This window comes from Carnobacterium maltaromaticum DSM 20342 (genome assembly GCF_000744945.1).
GTDB lineage: Bacteria > Bacillota > Bacilli > Lactobacillales > Carnobacteriaceae > Carnobacterium > Carnobacterium maltaromaticum.
The window spans coordinates 2942869-2959248 of sequence record NZ_JQMX01000001.1 but is presented as its reverse complement, the minus strand read 5'-3'; the positions used below and the strand labels follow the sequence as shown (position 1 = coordinate 2959248).

14 protein-coding genes are annotated in these 16380 nt (G+C 33.8%); 5 read left to right on the top strand and 9 right to left on the bottom strand.

The window, feature by feature from the left end; genetic code table 11:
• Window positions 1-18: 18 nt before the first annotated feature.
• From BR77_RS13755 to BR77_RS13740, 4 genes are all read right to left on the bottom strand, one after another.
• Window positions 19-363, bottom strand: coding sequence for a hypothetical protein (locus BR77_RS13755; protein WP_015077434.1), 345 nt, complete (start codon window positions 361-363; stop codon window positions 19-21).
• A 377-nt stretch (window positions 364-740) separates the two neighbouring features.
• Window positions 741-2612 carry a BglG family transcription antiterminator gene (locus BR77_RS13750; protein ID WP_015077436.1) on the bottom strand — a complete coding sequence of 624 codons (1872 nt, stop codon included), beginning with the start codon at window positions 2610-2612 and terminating at the stop codon, window positions 741-743.
• A gap of 394 nt (window positions 2613-3006) precedes the next feature.
• On the bottom strand, window positions 3007-3711 hold the full coding sequence (locus tag BR77_RS13745; RefSeq protein ID WP_015077437.1) for a GntR family transcriptional regulator: 705 nt from the start codon (window positions 3709-3711) through the stop codon (window positions 3007-3009).
• Window positions 3712-3778: 67 nt separating this feature from the next.
• Entirely contained in the window at window positions 3779-4549 is a 771-nt protein-coding gene (locus BR77_RS13740) for a MurR/RpiR family transcriptional regulator (RefSeq protein ID WP_010054669.1), read from the bottom strand.
• A gap of 205 nt (window positions 4550-4754) precedes the next feature.
• Between BR77_RS13740 and BR77_RS13735 the strand changes: the two genes are divergently transcribed.
• From BR77_RS13735 to BR77_RS13725, 3 genes are read left to right on the top strand one after another with little or no spacing between them, the layout of a single operon-like run.
• Window positions 4755-6140, top strand: coding sequence for a glycoside hydrolase family 1 protein (locus tag BR77_RS13735; RefSeq protein ID WP_015077438.1), 1386 nt, complete (start codon window positions 4755-4757; stop codon window positions 6138-6140).
• Between the two features lie 53 nt (window positions 6141-6193).
• Complete coding sequence (locus tag BR77_RS13730; protein ID WP_015077439.1) at window positions 6194-7513, top strand: PTS sugar transporter subunit IIC; 1320 nt, start codon at window positions 6194-6196, stop codon at window positions 7511-7513.
• Window positions 7514-7519: 6 nt separating this feature from the next.
• Entirely contained in the window at window positions 7520-7780 is a 261-nt protein-coding gene (locus BR77_RS13725; RefSeq protein WP_010054666.1) for a hypothetical protein, read from the top strand.
• Window positions 7781-7933: 153 nt separating this feature from the next.
• On the opposite strand, the gene BR77_RS13720 is transcribed toward BR77_RS13725, so the two are convergent.
• Window positions 7934-9292: an FAD-dependent oxidoreductase gene (locus tag BR77_RS13720; RefSeq protein ID WP_035065379.1), complete on the bottom strand. Its 1359-nt coding sequence runs from the start codon at window positions 9290-9292 to the stop codon at window positions 7934-7936.
• 490 nt (window positions 9293-9782) lie between these two features.
• On the opposite strand from BR77_RS13720, the gene BR77_RS13715 reads away from it, so the two are divergent.
• Both BR77_RS13715 and BR77_RS13710 read left to right on the top strand, forming a co-directional pair.
• The gene (locus BR77_RS13715; RefSeq protein ID WP_015075518.1) at window positions 9783-11102 is read left to right on the top strand and encodes an IS1380-like element IS1678 family transposase; all 1320 of its coding nucleotides are present in this window, start codon (window positions 9783-9785) and stop codon (window positions 11100-11102) included.
• 351 nt (window positions 11103-11453) lie between these two features.
• Window positions 11454-12374, top strand: a complete 921-nt coding sequence (locus BR77_RS13710) for an Rgg/GadR/MutR family transcriptional regulator (RefSeq protein ID WP_010054656.1) — start codon at window positions 11454-11456, stop codon at window positions 12372-12374.
• 112 nt (window positions 12375-12486) lie between these two features.
• Here the strand turns inward: BR77_RS13710 and BR77_RS13705 are convergent, their stop codons facing one another.
• The 4 genes from BR77_RS13705 to BR77_RS13690 form a co-directional block, all read right to left on the bottom strand.
• On the bottom strand, window positions 12487-12759 hold the full coding sequence (locus BR77_RS13705) for a hypothetical protein (RefSeq protein WP_015077442.1): 273 nt from the start codon (window positions 12757-12759) through the stop codon (window positions 12487-12489).
• A 195-nt stretch (window positions 12760-12954) separates the two neighbouring features.
• Window positions 12955-13200, bottom strand: a complete 246-nt coding sequence (locus BR77_RS13700) for a hypothetical protein (protein ID WP_010054654.1) — start codon at window positions 13198-13200, stop codon at window positions 12955-12957.
• A 347-nt stretch (window positions 13201-13547) separates the two neighbouring features.
• A complete protein-coding gene (locus BR77_RS13695) occupies window positions 13548-13817 on the bottom strand; it encodes a zinc ribbon domain-containing protein (protein ID WP_015077443.1) in 270 nt (89 codons plus the stop codon).
• Between the two features lie 188 nt (window positions 13818-14005).
• Entirely contained in the window at window positions 14006-16015 is a 2010-nt protein-coding gene (locus BR77_RS13690) for a KUP/HAK/KT family potassium transporter (RefSeq protein WP_010054651.1), read from the bottom strand.
• Window positions 16016-16380: the final 365 nt, after the last annotated feature.

Genomic DNA, 16380 nt, shown 5'->3' with positions numbered 1-16380 from the left:
ATTTTTTCCTCCAATAAGTTAGTTATTTTGTTTTGCTGTCTCAAAATGAATCGATAAAACATATTTTTCATCATCGGCTAAATTGCCAATTTCTTGTGTAATCGCTTCTGAAATCGCTAATGCTTCAATTGAAACTTCATTAAACATATCTGGATCTATTTTCATAATCGCTTCGCCTTCTTTAGAACGACGGACCATCTCACCTAAGTGATTTGTCAAAACGACTAATTGAACTTCTGTTGGATAAATTGCTTTTTCTTCCATTTTTGCTAAAGCAGAATACAAAATTTTTTCTGTTGCAACTGGATTTTGAGACTCTGCTAGAATTCCTTTAACAGCCTCTGTTATCAGTTTATGTTCCAACCTATTTCCTCCTAAATAAAAAGTTTGTTGAGCCGGTTAGACCTGGCAGAAAAATAGGAAATTCCAAGAAAAGTGTCCCTTTACTTTTTTGGGAATTTATCTTTTTTCCGAAGGACTGGCTCATAAGAACTAGCCTAAATAAAAAGTTTGTTGAGTTCACTTAGACTCGATTGAAGAATAGGGAAATTTGATGTGACGTTTTTTGTCGCCTCGAAATTTCCTCTTTCTTCCGAGAGGCTAACTCATAAAAACTAGCCTAAATTAAAAGTTTGTTGAGCCGCTTAACTCTGGTAAGAAAATAGGAAAAATTGATATGGCGCTTTTTGCCATCTCGAATTTTTATCTTTTTCTCGAGGAGTTGGCTCATAAAAACTAGCCTAACTACTGATGTATTGTACTAATGCTGTAATTTCAGCTTTATTAATACTTAATTCGTTTTTAGCAAAAATTTCTTTAATTAAACGAACGTCTTCTTTAAAGTCATCTAACGTATCTAAAGCGACGTTGCCTTCATTTTCATACTGAGAATCATAAAAAATACGATGAACCATCATGAATACATGTAATAAAAAGGCTTCTTCGTATCCTATTTGTAGTTTTAAGCCTAGCTGTTTTTTTAATTCTTCGTAGACAACAAAGCCTTTTAAAATTAGCTCACGACTTTGTTCTTCATCATTATTTTTCATTGGTGTTTGGCGTCTTGCAACTAATTTAGGAAATTTAGTTGAACCCGTTAGCTGGTTACTTACAATCTCGGCTACAACTTTTTTTATGGCTTGAATATCCGATTTTGTGGGAATTGGGTTAACTTTAATAAAAGGAACTTCTAATTCCTCAATCGGAAAAATGCTCACCACTAAATCTGGGTTTTCTAGCTGAATAATTTCTTTTGCTTTTAAGACTGAAGCAAAACTAGCAATTTCAACATTGGCTACTTCTTCCATAATTCGTTGCTGAATCAAACTTGTAACACCAAGCCCTGTTGAACAAACATAAACGATTCGTGCTACACTTCTGTTCATACTTAATTTTTCATACGATACTAAAAAGTGCAACGCGATGTAGGCAATAAATGAATCATTTGTAATTGAAATGGATTTAGAAATTTCATTAGCAGATGCCTCTTCAATGCTCCTAAAAAGAACTGGATAACGCGACTTAATATCTTCAATAAACGGATTATACTCATTTACAAATAAATACTTTTTGTGCAACTTTAAAGACAGATGGGCAAATAAATTGGTGAAAAGTTGCTTGTCTTCATTAAAAGCAATTTTTTCTTTTTCACTAACAAATTCAATGATATTGCGAGTAAGCTCGGCAATATTTTTTTCTTCATAAACCATCAGAATATCACTAAAAATATAGATATATTCATCTTCTAGGATTGGAAAATGATAGGATTCAAAAACTTGTTTCATCAATAAGTAAGGAAGTTCTTGGCTTTTAGTTAATAAGTCTTGATTTGAAAGAATTTTATAGCTATTAATTGTGCGATTAATGCTCATGCGCGCTGTCGCTATCGTCACTCGCAAGATAATTGCTAAGATTTCACTGTAATTAAATTGTTCCATCATTTTCTGATTCATAATTTTTGATACCGTATAGACTGTCTTTTGATAAATCTGCAACATTTCTGGCTGCATCGCTAATTTTAAACTACGATAATCTCCAGCACTTTTATCTGTAATGTAGTTCATAATGCTATAAATATCATAGTCTGTAATTTCTTTTTGGATAATTGCTTCCAATAATAATCGAATTTGATGTTCCGATCCTTCAATCGTATAACCAAAATAGTTTTTACGAATTAAGTTTAATTGATAAGCACCCACAAATTGCTCCACTTTTTCTAAATCCGCCACAATTGTATTTTTACTGACATGTAAGCTTTCAGCCAATTCAATTGTTGTACTAAATTCAGTGCGTAAACAAAGTAAAGTAATAATTTGATGAATTCGAATTTCTTGATCAGGATACAGTTCATATCGTTCTACCTGAAGGACTTCGTTTTTCAATTCAATGCGCATTGAGTCGGTTAATTCTAACCAAAAGCCTTTGTTCCGTTGAGCTAGTAATGGCGTCCCATGTTGCTCGAACCAAATTTTAACGTTGTCTAAATCATATTTAATCGTGCGTACACTTACTTGAAATTCTGCGGCTAATTCTTTTGTCGTTGTCGTAGAGGCTTCATTATTCAATAATGTTAGAATTAATTTAATTTCACGTTTTGATAATTGCACTTGCATGATGTTTCATCCTTTCTATCCATTCTTTCAAGATTGCATTGTTTGAAACCTCTTACAACCCTAATATAGCTAGTTTTCAGAGTTATTACAATACTATCTTCTTGCACTTTAATAAGTGCAGTTGTTTAATAAATGCTTTGTTTTACTTGCATGAACTCGCTGATTTTTTAGTGACCTTTCTATTATCATATAAAGAAAACAAATACGCATTACTAATTGATAGTGTTTATCTTCTATTCGTTTTCTATATTTCCTTAGTTGCCAAAAAAAGGAAACAAAAAAGCTATGAATCCAAGAGAGACCTTGGATTCATAGCTTTTTAAATGACTGTTTAATTCTTTAGAATATGAACAGAATATGACAACTTTTAAACTCTAGCCCTTGCTTTAGTTGGCTAAATTTCATATTCAATCAAATAAGGGAATTTGTCTGTATCATATTGCGCATGAGAAATCTCAATAATCTCTTCTGATTGGCTATAAGATGTCCGGATACGTTTTAATAAATAAGGGCTTTGTGTATTTAATAGCTTTTGAATAGCTGCTTCAGCTGGCGCAACCGCAAAAGTATCTTGGAATTTCCCAACTACTTTTTGATAGCTAGCTAACCATTTATAGAGCGAGAGTTTTTCCATTTGTTCTAAGGAAGATTCATCCCCTAAAACAGGTAAATAATGTTCAAAATAAATATATGGTTCATAGTCCAAACGATATAGACGCGTTAATTTATACGCTTCTTTGCCAAAGGCAGCCGCAATTTCTGGTGTAGTCGAGTTTGTTTTTATTTTTTCAATGGCTAAGATTTCTTTTGATAGGTGATGGCCTCGCTCTTCGATCATAGCTGAAAAAGAGGCTGCCTTAGATAACTTATTAAATAGACGATCACTAAGCACAGTTGTTCCTTTGCCACTTTTCTTTTCTAAATAACCTTCATTTGCTAGAATTTCAATTGCTTTTCGAACAGTTATTTTACTCACAGAAAATTTTACTTCTAATTCATTTTCAGTTGGTATTTGCGTCCCAACAGGATAAATACCTTCTAAAATATCTTTTTTTAAGGTTTCAGCGATTTCAATATACAATAGTCCTTTTGGTTTCATGGCGGATCCTTTCATTGTTCATTTTATTAAGCATATGAAACTATCTATAAATAGTCAATCGAAAAGATTAACTTTCTGCAACTAAAGTTTTCCGAACAGCTTTTGCAATGGCTTCAATTGTATATACCGCTGGTAATTGTGAGGTTAATTCTAAGGTTTTTTCAGGGTGGTTATGGTCTTTTTTTACGGTTTCACGATTGATGTAATACGGAATATTCACATCTGACAACTGGGCAATCGTTGAATTTTCACTATTTGTAATGGAAATGACTTGGCAGTGGCTTGTATTTAGATGCTTTAAATAATTAATTACTTCTTGCGTTTCTCCTGAAACTGATAGTGCAATTAGACAGATTTTATTTGAAAATTTCTTTGCTAAAAATTCAATTGGATAATTAGAAGGGTCCTCAATTCTCAAAGCCAAAGTAAATAAATTTGAAAAATAAGTTGATCCATACTGAGCGATACTTTCGGAAGAACCCGAACCTAGAAAAACGACTAACTCTTTATCCTTTAATAAATCTACTGCTTCTTGAATTTTTTTCTTAAATGAACTCTGTCTAGCTCTAGTTAAAAAGTCCATATAACTCATTTCATCAACATCTGCTACAGGTTCTATCGGTTTTTCTGCTAGTGATAGTTGCAACTTCACTTTAAATTCTGAAAATCCACTACACTTCATTTTTTTACAAAAGCGCAAAATACTAGCGGTGCTTGTATGAGTCGCTGCAGCTAAATCACGGATACGCATGTAAATAACCTGATCGCTATGGTCCAAGATATATTTATAAATGTGTAAATCAAAAGAACTAAGCTCAGCTGTATTGTCTAAAAACATAGTGAAATCTTCCTCTCTTTTTTAGTTACAGGGTGTAACTGAATTGGTACAAATATCTTTTTTTCAAACATATGTCCCATTTGTTGAAAACCCTTTTTTATTTAGGAGCTAACGTTATAATCATAATAGCTAAGAAAACGCTTTTATGCAAGGCGTATTCTTAGTCAATAGCATTTATAATCTAACAGAGAAAGTAGGAAATCATATGACAAAAAATTATTCATTTCCCCCACACTTTTTTTGGGGCGCTTCAACTAGTGCAACACAATCTGAAGGACGAGTAGCAGATGACGGAAAAGGCGAAAATATTTGGGACTTCGCTTCAAATGAGTACAATCATCGTTTTTATGAAGGGGTTACTACCGAAAAGACTTCACGATTCTATGAAGATTACCAAACAGACATCGGCCTAATGGCAGAGCTTAATTTTAATTCTTTTCGAACCTCAATTTCCTGGTCGCGATTGATTCCAAATGGCGTTGGTCCCGTGAATGAGCAAGCTGTTACTTTTTATAATCAGGTGATTGATGAATTAATTGCTAAAGGCATTGAACCTTTTATTAATCTGTATCACTTTGATATGCCCTTAGAATTACAAAAAATCGGAGGATTTGAAAATAAAATCGTTGTTCAGTACTTTAAACAGTATGCAGAAACTTGTTTTGATTTGTTTGGGGATCGTGTGAAGTATTGGTTTACCTTTAATGAACCGATGATTCCTGCTGAAGCTGGTTACTTACATGATCGACATTATCCTTACGTGGTTGATTTTAAACGAGCGGCAACAGTTTTACACCATATTGCCTTAGCACATTGTGAAGCAATAAAATCCTTTAGAGAACGAAATCTGGCTAGTAAAATCGGGATTATTATGGATATTATTCCAGTCTATCCTCGTAGTCAACATCCAGCTGATTTAAAAGCCGCAGAAATGGCCGATTTATTTTATACGCGTAGTATCAATGAGCCCCTTTTATTAGGTCGTTATCCGGCAGAATTAGTTGGAATTTTGACTGAATATGGGCAAATGCCTGTCGTTACTAATGCTGATTTGGCATTGATTGCTGAAACTAAAGTCGATATTTTAGGGATTAACTATTATAAGCCACGACGGGTCAAAGCCTTAGATTACGAACCAAATAGAAGTGGAGTTTTCAGTCCTGAATGGTTCTTTGCCAACTATGAAATGCCTGGACGCCGCATGAACACTTCGCGCGGAATAGAAATTTATCCGCAAGGCATCTACGATATTGCGAAAATGATTCAAGCTAAGTACGGCAATATTGATTGGTTTGTTTCTGAAAATGGAATTGGCATCCAAGGCGAAGAGCAATTTATGGAAAACGGGATGGTAATGGACGACTATCGTATAGATTTTCTTAAAGAGCATTTGATTTGGCTCCACAAAGCCATGGCAGAAGGCAGTAATTGTCTCGGCTATCATATGTGGACTTTTGTTGATTGTTGGTCATGGATTAATGCTTACAAAAATCGTTATGGCTTTTACCGTTTAGATTTAGCAACTGGAGAAAAAACAGTTAAGAAATCTGGTTTATGGTTTAAAGATGTGATTAAAGAGCATGGATTTTAATTTTGACCTTCACTACTTGCTTAAACTCTTTTAGATAGAAAGGAATGAATTACATGGAAAAATTATTAGAACGGTTTGCTTTGAAAATACTCCCAATTGCCAATGCCATCGGTCAACAACGTCATTTACAAGCTGTCAGAAATGGACTTATCTCAATTTTACCCCTGACAATTATTGGTTCATTTTTTGTCATCCTTTTAAATGTGCCGATTGCAGGCTACGCAGAAATGATTGCGCCCTTTAGCGCTGCATTAGATATTCCATTTCGTTATACAGTTGGAATTATGGCCCTCTATTCCGCTTTTACAATTGGGTCTTTTTTAGGGAAATCATATAAGTTAGATGGCGTTACTAGCGGATTTCTTTCGATGCTTGCTACAATTTTAATGGTCGTTCCAATTAACTTGAAGGAAGGTATTGATACTGCTGGAAATGCCGTTAACGCTGGGCGCTACATTCCTATCGCTCCACTAAGCTCTCAAGGACTTTTTGGCGCAATTGTCGCCTCTTTACTGGCAGTTGAAATTTATCGTTTTACAAAGGAACGAAAATTGGAAATAAAAATGCCTGATGGCGTTCCACCTGTCGTTTCAAGCTCTTTCGCAGCTTTACTTCCAACGCTTTTTATTGTCTTAGTTTTTTGGATTCCACGTCACTTTTTTGATTTCGATTTAAATGGTGTTTTAACCGTTCTCATTTCACCATTAAAAACTTTTTTAACAGGAAATAATTTATTGGGCGGTCTCTTAACTCAGTTTATGATTTGCTTATTCTGGGCAATGGGTATTCATGGTCATGCCGTTCTTGGACCCATTATCCGTCCATTTTGGGATCAAGCCATTATTGAAAACGCCGATCTATTTCAAGGAGGTATGAGCGCTTTCCAATTGCCAAATATCTTCACAGAACAATTTTATCAATGGTACGCTCAAATGGGTGGAACAGGGGCAACCTTAGCGTTATGTTTCTTATTCCTTTTTTCAAAATCTAGTTACTTAAAACAGTTAGGTAAACTATCTATTTTACCAGGAATTTTCAACATCAATGAGCCTCTGATTTTCGGTGCACCGATTGTGATGAATCCATTATTAGCTGTTCCATTTATTTTAGTACCCATTGTAAATACTATTTTGATTTATATTGTCACGATTCTGGGTTGGATGCCACGCATGATGGTCAAACCGCCTTTCACACTCCCTGCTCCGTTTGGTGCTCTAGTTACATCTAACTGGAACATTGTAGCATTCATTATGGTTTTCGTTTGCTTTATCGCTTCACTCGCAATTTACTATCCGTTCTTTAAATTATTTGAAAAAAATCAATTAAAACAAGAAGCAGATACTGTAGCACAAGCTAACATGATGGAGGTGTAAAATAAGATGGAAATTTTATTATTAGGTTTAGTTGTTGGAACAATTTTCATGACCCATTTAACCTTGAAGAATAATCAATGGATTGCAACTAGCTCTTTACTAAAATTAATTTGTTTAGGTATTTTAACAATTGGATTTAGTATTGTTTTAGCAAGTCTTCTGGGGAATTTTTATCTGTTAGTTATTCTGACAACACTCGTGTGGGCTTCTATTTTACAGATTCGCTTTCAGCAAAGGGTTACTCATTATAATGAACAAGGAAACTAAGGTATGTTAATGCATATCTAGTTGAATGCATTCGTTTCATTTAATTCTTAGTGAATTTGGTAGAATATAACTACTTAATATTCATTTTTTTAGAATTTAATCACAAAAAAGGTATGTAGAAAATAAACATTTTCTACATACCTTTACCTTTTTTTAAAATTTAGTTTCGCCTAAAGCCGATTGAGCTGCTAAATTTAACAAACTCCATTGACGGTCAAAACCTGGTTGGAAGAAGAAGTCAGCTTCAGCTAAATCTTCTAATGTTAAGCCCGTTTTAATGGCAAGCGCAAGTGTATTGATGTGGGCAGTAATATCATATGTTGATAAGACTTGTCCACCAAGTATTTTATGGGATTTTTCATCAAAATTAAGTTTCACATAAACTTCAGTATTCCCATCATTTTTAACAAATGTTGGGCGCAACGTATCTTTGTAAAAGTTCCCTTTGATTTGTACTTCTGAGCGACTAGCTGAAAATTCATTTAAACCAGTCATAGCTAAATTGTATCCAAATACAGCTAAAGCACTTGTTCCAAGTACACCTTGGAATTTTTCAGTAGGTTGATCTTTTGTTAGATTACGAACGACATATCTAGCTTCACGACGAGCCGTTGTCGCCAATGCTACAGGCGCGTGTTTTTGGCTTGCTACATTTAATGGCAAGATTGCGTCTCCAACAGCATAAACATCTTTGGCCGATGTACGTAAATACTCATCAACTTTAATTTGTCCACGCTCTTCTAAATCAACTAAACCTTCAAGCCAGCTAGTATTTGGTGTTAACCCAGCCGCTACAATGACTAAATCAGCATCCACAACACCATTTTGATGTTCAACACCTGTAACTTGTTTTTCACCAACAAAGCCTTTTATTTGTGCCCCAAGTTCAAGGTTCACACCATTTTCTTTAAAAACTGGTGCTAAAATATCTGTCATCTCTTGATCTAAATAGTTTCCTAGGACATTATCAATCATATCAATGATTGTGACATTTTTGCCAGCTTTAGCAAAAACTTCTGCTGCCTCAACACCAATATAGCCGCTACCAATCACGACAACATTTTTAACTTTATCATCAGAAAGCTTGTCTTTGATTTGAAGAGCCCAAGCACGACCACGCATAAAGAAAATATTCTCTAAATCAGCATTTGGAACTGGTAATGCTGCCGGAGTAACTCCAGAAGCTAAAATAAGTTTGTCATATGTGTCAACCAACAGTTCACCTGTTGCTAAATTTTTAATGGTCACTTCTTTTTTGTCTGCATCAAAAGTTAAAACTTCGTGCTGACTCTTAACTTTCCCACCACGTTTTTCAATATCTTCAGGCTTGAAATTTCGTACATCATCAACTTGAGTAACCTTATCTTCCAGATACAACTGCATTCCGCATGATAAAAATGAGACAAAATCGCCTTTCTCATAAATCGTTACATCGGCACCTTCATATCTGTCTAAAATTTCTAACGCCGATTGATGTCCACCGTGACTTGCTCCTACAATTATTACTTTCATATAATCCCCCTTAGTTTTAGCTATTGTCAGCCTACTATGTACATAAGCTCACAATATACTTTAATAGTTAGTACTTTTTGGTACTATAACCATGATAGCACACTAAAGTTTATGATTGTATTATTTTGCTTTGCTAAAAAAGAGTTTAGTTTGCTATAGCGTTATTTTATGCTAGAACTTTTTTTGTAGGATACTAGGTTATCTATAACACGAGCCGCTATCTGTTTAGTACCTTTGCTCTTCAACTATAACCATTCTTCTAGAAATAGATTCTTTTAAAAAGTGGCTTGTTTTGAAAGTTCTTAAATGAATCCATGCTATTTCCATAAGTTAAGCCTGAATAATTCATACTTTTAATTAAAACCATGTGAAACTGCCTCACGGCAGCTTACAATTACTTTTTCATCTTCACCCGTTAAGTGATGAAAAAAGAACCCCTTTCTGCTATGGTTAAAGTGACTAAACCAACCAAAAGAAAGGAGTTCTTCTAATGACTAGCTTACACAAAAACCAAGTAAAATTCAATTCAAATATCACTATTTCTCATACAGGTGGTCAATTATCGAGTGATTCGGGTCTCGTCCTAGTGAAAGAGCTGATGAACACCTTCGGTTTTTCTGAACTGGCTAAGCAACACATTCACATTGAAGACGAACGAGCATATTTTACTCATGACAACTTATCCATACTTGAGCAGTTCATTATGCAATTAATTGCTGGTTACTCAGCTGATTCTGCAGCTAATCTCCTGAGACAAGATCCTGTGTTTAAAGCTGTTTTAGATAGGAAAGAACTCGCTTCTCAATCTTCACTTTCTCGATTTTTAGATCGACTATCTGAGGAGAATATCCATGAACTTCAAGCTTTGAACCAAGAACTTATTGATAAAGCACGCCTCATCCGTAATGATACGGAATTAATCATTGATTTAGATTCGACCCATTCAGATACATTTGGTCACCAAGAACAAACGGATTATAATACCCACTACCAAACCTATGGTTATCATCCATTGGTAGCTTTTGACGGATTGACTGGTGACTTCTTAAAAGCTGAACTACGTTCAGGAAATCAATATACATCAAAAGGCGTAAAGGAGTTTCTCACACCTTTATTAGAGCACTATAATCACTCTCTACCAAACACTGACATCTTGGTTCGTGGAGACAGCGGGTTCGCTACACCTGGTGTGTATGATTCGTGTGAATCAAAAAAGAGTCATTATGTTATTCGACTGAAGAATAATCGTAGACTAGGTCAAATAGCTGAGAAATCAGTACTTTATGGCGATAATCAAAAGTGGGAAGAACGAGAAGTTCAGTACTTCTCCACCACTTATCAAGCACAATCCTGGTCACAAAGTCGTCGCGTGTGTATACGCTCAACACGTGAAGCGGGCGAACTACTCTTTCGACATGAGTTTATCGTGACGAATCTATCAGAAAATGTTTCTCCTGATACCATCTTTTCTCTCTATGCCAAACGTGGCACAATGGAGAACTTCATTAAAGAAGCGAAAGCTGGCTTTTACTTTGACAAGACAGACAGTCCTCGCTTTTTGGAGAATCATGTCCGAATGATGCTCAGCTTGATAGCTTACAACTTAGTCAACTTCTTAAGAACGATTGGCTTTGAGGAAGTCCAAAAGGGAATGACCATTCATTCTATTCGATTGAAGTTTCTGAAAGTTGCTGGGAAATTAGTCCAAACGGGTAGACGAGTCTATCTCAAATTATCTAGTTATCATGTGTATCAGAATGAATTCTACAGGGTCTTTGCTCGCCTGAGGCGAGCCAGTCAATGGATCTAATCCAACAATCTAACGATTTTTTTACTGGGAAGTTATCCAGGGAGAAGTATGCTCAAAATGCCTTACACCCAAAATTTATTCCTCAATATTTTTGAACAGTGAATGTTTGAAGTAACTTTTTAGTCAAAATCAGTTGATAGGGATATTAGTGATACATATTTCAATAAAATGTACCAAAGAATTAAAGCTATGAATTATTCAGGGTTAAGATTTATTTTAACTTAATTTATTTCATATATTTTTAATAGAAAAGCATGTATAATAAATCGATAAATAAGCAATCTGCCAAAAATTAAAGTTACTTTGTAATAGGTTTTCTTATATATATTTATCTATAGAGGAGGCATTTATGTGAGAAAATACGGTGAAACAATTAGAAAAATCAGAGTGGGAAAAGGAATTAAACAAAGTGAGCTTTATAAAGACTTAATCTCCAAAAGCTATGCTATTAATTTTGAACAAGGCAAGCATGATATTTCCTTTAGTTTGTTAGAGGAGATATTAGATCGACTTTTAGTTTCTGTTGATGAATTTCAATATATTGACCGAGACTATAACCCAAATCATATTAACCACTTTTTTTCGTTATTTTCAAATTATGCAAATTCAAATAATATTGAAAAATTAGAAGAACTTTTGCTTGAAAGTGAACCTTACGAAGACAAACTCTCTTTAATAAAAACAGCTTTGGTAAAATCTAGGATTAGCCAAATGAAGGTATTCAATGAAACTGGAAGTCTAGTTAAAGCTCAAATAAGTCGGCACAATCAAGAAGTCATCCTTAACTATTTATCCTCTATTCAAACATGGACATATTTTGAAATAATCCTATTTACGAATACAGTAGAATATATGAACTCTAAAGAAAAAAATACTTATTTTGAGTTAATTTCTCGCTTTGTAAGCAAATATAAACACTATGAGTCTGCACATTCTTGTCTATGTACTCTCTATGTAAACTCGATTTATGATTTATTAACAGAATCTTCTATTACTCAGTCTAGATCTGTTTTAGATCTTTTAATGCGTGAGCTTAAAGAGTTATCCCAGAATCCAACCTATGGTTTTCATAGAATTATTTATAACTATTATGAAGGAATAATCCTAATGAATGATTCGAAAAATGATCCTCCTAATTTCGACAAAGGTGAACATAAATCACGCTTTGCTATTCAAATGTTGCAAGAACTTGAACAAACATTTATAGCTAGTATTTTTGAAACTACTTTAACTAATTTTTTAGATTCTCATCATCTAAATCATTCAAACTAACTATTTGGAATAAATACTAGAAAAAAAGTAAGAGAGAAAACTGTAAAGGTATAAAACTAATCAGTATATGACTGATTAGCCTTATATCTTTAACAATCTATATTTTCTGTTTCTATTTTAAAACGTGACTAATCATATTGAAAAGGTACAATAACAGAAACGAGACAAACCACATAATAAAAACAATAAGTAGTAACCATTCTCCGCCAGTTTTAGGTACTAAATTATTCTTATACTCTTTCTCTTTTACCCTCTTCTTTGAATCTACTTCACTGAGTGAGTTATTTACATTTAATTGCACATCTTCAGTTTTTGCTGGAATTGACTCCATCATAAATATCCCAAACAAAAATATGTTAAAAAAAATAGTGAATTTTAATTTCATTTTTCTACCCTCCTTCCCTAATTTAATCACTATTCTAACTAAAATTAACTTCAACTAAATGTATACGTATAGTGTTGCAGATATTTAATTTCTGGGAATCATGAAACATTCTTCTGAATTTATATGGTATTCATGCTTTATATTACTATGTCCATTTTCTGAGCCCTATTTACTGTTTACGCAAGACTATACTTTTTAAAATATAATTTGATTGCTACCATTTTTCATATCAAAATAATCATTCATGAGTAACACTTCATTCACTTCTTCAATGCAAATAATTTTTTTAACACGAGTAAATCTTTGGACTACCATGGCTTTCACTTGCTCTATCTCAAAAGTAGCTGGTACAATAATTACTTTCCTAACAATCATTCCAGTTGTAGCTTCAAATTCGATATAATATTCTAAACCGTCATTCCAATGTTCTTCAATCAACATATACTTATCCTCATTTCTGTATTTCCTTCATTTATAAAATTACAATGGCCAGCATTTATTCATATTCTTTATACTCACTCGCCTTATGTGTATTTATTAACAAATATTTACAAGTTTTTTCTCGCTAAACTTTAGTGTTAACTAGCCCTTAAAAACACTATACTCCTCCATTTTTCTTTTTGTAAAAAAGTAGTATATATAATACCCATTGCATTTCCCATTAAAGGATTATTTCAAAAAGTTATCATTATAAACGTTACTTTTTTAATCAATAAAATAGCCACCAACATGTACGTTGGTGACTACTCAAACTACTAATCATTATTTTATTTTTTTAAATGCCTACTTTAATTCCATCTTTCTAGTTTTTTCATGAATTTTTTTGTATACATCTTATTCAAAAAGAACTTTTCAATTTTATTCATATCGGATTCTTGGAATTTCTTTAAATTATAAGCATACATGCCATCAAAATCTAAATCTGTTTTTGTCCATTCGCCATCTTGGTAACACTTCTCACAATACTTAGTTGATAATGTTCCATCTTTTTCAGTTCCAAAATCCGCCTCATCTTTTAAAGGCATGCCACAGCTTTGACATAGATTTGTTTTTGCCACTCTTCTTCCAACTTTCTATTTTTATTTACTTCATATTTTATGGGTACTACACTGGTACGTATAGCCTCACTCTATTATACCGCATATCTGAATGAATCACTTAATCTCAGCATTTTTAAATGATAAAAAAAGCTGCTAACTAAGAATCTGACTTCTTAAGCTAACAGCTTTTACTATTTATTCTCTATTTATTTATCGACACGTTTTAGAACTCGTGCTCGTTTCTTACCTAAGAACAGCGGTACATTTTCAATTTCCACATCACTAGCATTAAGACCAAACCATTTTTCTGGTGAAACCGTATGACGTTTCAAGAAAAGTTTTGCCTGCATAATAAAGGTTTCATAACCACTTAGTTCCATTTCCATTGAAAGTTGTTCTTGGATAATGATAAAGCGGAAATCGCCAACTTTACGATCTGGCATCGTGGTGTAGTTTCGTGATTGAATATCTACTTCACCATTTTCAACAAGTTCAGTAACAATCTGGCGCAAGAAAACATTCAATTTTTGGCTGACACGGAAACCTAATTTCAATTGGACTTTAATCATATAGTCTGTTCCACCGATATTATCAACGGTGTACTCCGCTGTATAAGGTTCATCGGTTACCACGACGTTAACGAACCAATAAACATCGGCACGTTTTGGACGCTTATCTAAAATAGAATACATAATTTTAGACTCGACTTCGCCTTTTTCTCGACTATTTGTTAAATATACTAAATTTGTTGCATATTTTTGACGGTCACCATCTTCACACAATTGCCCTAATTGATCGCGATAATCTGCCAATGGTACATATTCCAAAAGGCGCATCTTAATCGAATGACTCTTATTACAAATATACATGACAAACAGAATCGCAACAGCAATCAAGACGGTAATATATCCGCCGTGCATAAATTTAACGGCACTTGAGATAAAGAAGGACATTTCAAACGCTCCAAAGAAGAGTAACATGGTTACTGCCAACCACATCGGCGTTTTACGTTTGATTAAATAGTTAAACAACAAAATCGTTGTCATTAACATTGTTACAGTAATCGCTAAACCATAAGCGGCTTCCATTCGATCTGAACTTCTAAAATGTAGCACAACTCCGATACAGACTGCCCATAAAATTGTATTAACCGCAGGAATATACACTTGTCCTTTTGACGTTGAGGGATACAAACTGTGTAGTCTCGGCATTAAGTTTAATTTAATTGCTTCTGAAACTAATGTGTAAGATCCTGAAATCAATGACTGGGAAGCTATAATTGCAGCTAAAGTGGCAATGATGACACCGTAGATTAGAAACGGTTTCGGCATCATTTGAAAAAAAGGATTCATATCTTGCATGGCTACCATTTTAGGATCATTTTTTGCTTCTAAAATCCAAGCGGCTTGCCCAAAATAATTTAAAATCAAGCTGAATTTAACAAATCCCCAAGTCGCATAAATATTTTTACGACCGGCATGTCCTAAGTCAGAATATAACGCTTCTGCCCCTGTTGTTGCTAGGAATACGCCTCCTAATATAAAGAAGCCCATTTTATTTTCATCACTGAATAAAACAGCAATTGCATAATGTGGCGATAGTGCACGAATCAAGGTGACATCTTTGACAATATTAACTAGGCCAAAAATTCCTAATGTTGTAAACCATAGTAGCATTACTGGACCAAATATTCGTCCAACGGCTTCCGTTCCAAAACGTTGAATTAAAAAAAGTGCACTAATAATCGTAATAACAATAATAATGATGACATGTTGATTTGCACCAAAAAATTCTCTGAAGACAGGAATTTCTCTTAATCCTTCAACTGCTGATGTTACGGTTACTGCTGGGGTTAACATCCCATCTGCTAGTAAAGTCGCACCACCAATCATGGCCGGTATTATTAACCATTTAGATTGCTTCCTTACCAAAGTATAAAGTGAAAAAATTCCACCTTCACCATGGTTATCTGCTTTTAAGGTAATCATGACATACTTGATGGTTGTCAAAATGGTAATTGTCCAAAAAACTAAAGATACGGCTCCTAAAATAAAATCTTCTGAAACGCCAGCTAAACCGCCATTCCCTTTTACAATTGCCTTCATTACATAAAGTGGTGATGTTCCGATATCCCCGTATACAACACCTAAGGCAACTAAAATCCCACCCATCGTAACTTTATTAAGATGATTTTGTCTATTATGATTTGCTTCCATACTCATTCCCTCTTGTAATTTAGTCTTTTTATTTTCATTATTTTTTGCCTATTATATCGTAGGAATAAAGACTTTTTTATCCGTTATACCCATGTCGATACTAAGAATGATTATACCAAATTTAAAAATAATAACAATGATATAAACGAAGATAATTTAAGATTTAATAAATGACTTATTTTCCAATAGAAATGTTTCATTTACTTCTATCATAAAGTCTTGATGACCAATCGTTACAATCCTTATACACCAAAATAATGATATATCATTATTTTAGTACAATCAATACTATTTACACTAAAACCTTAAATATCTAACTATACACGGCAACTCATTATGTTAAAATATACATATTGATATATCAT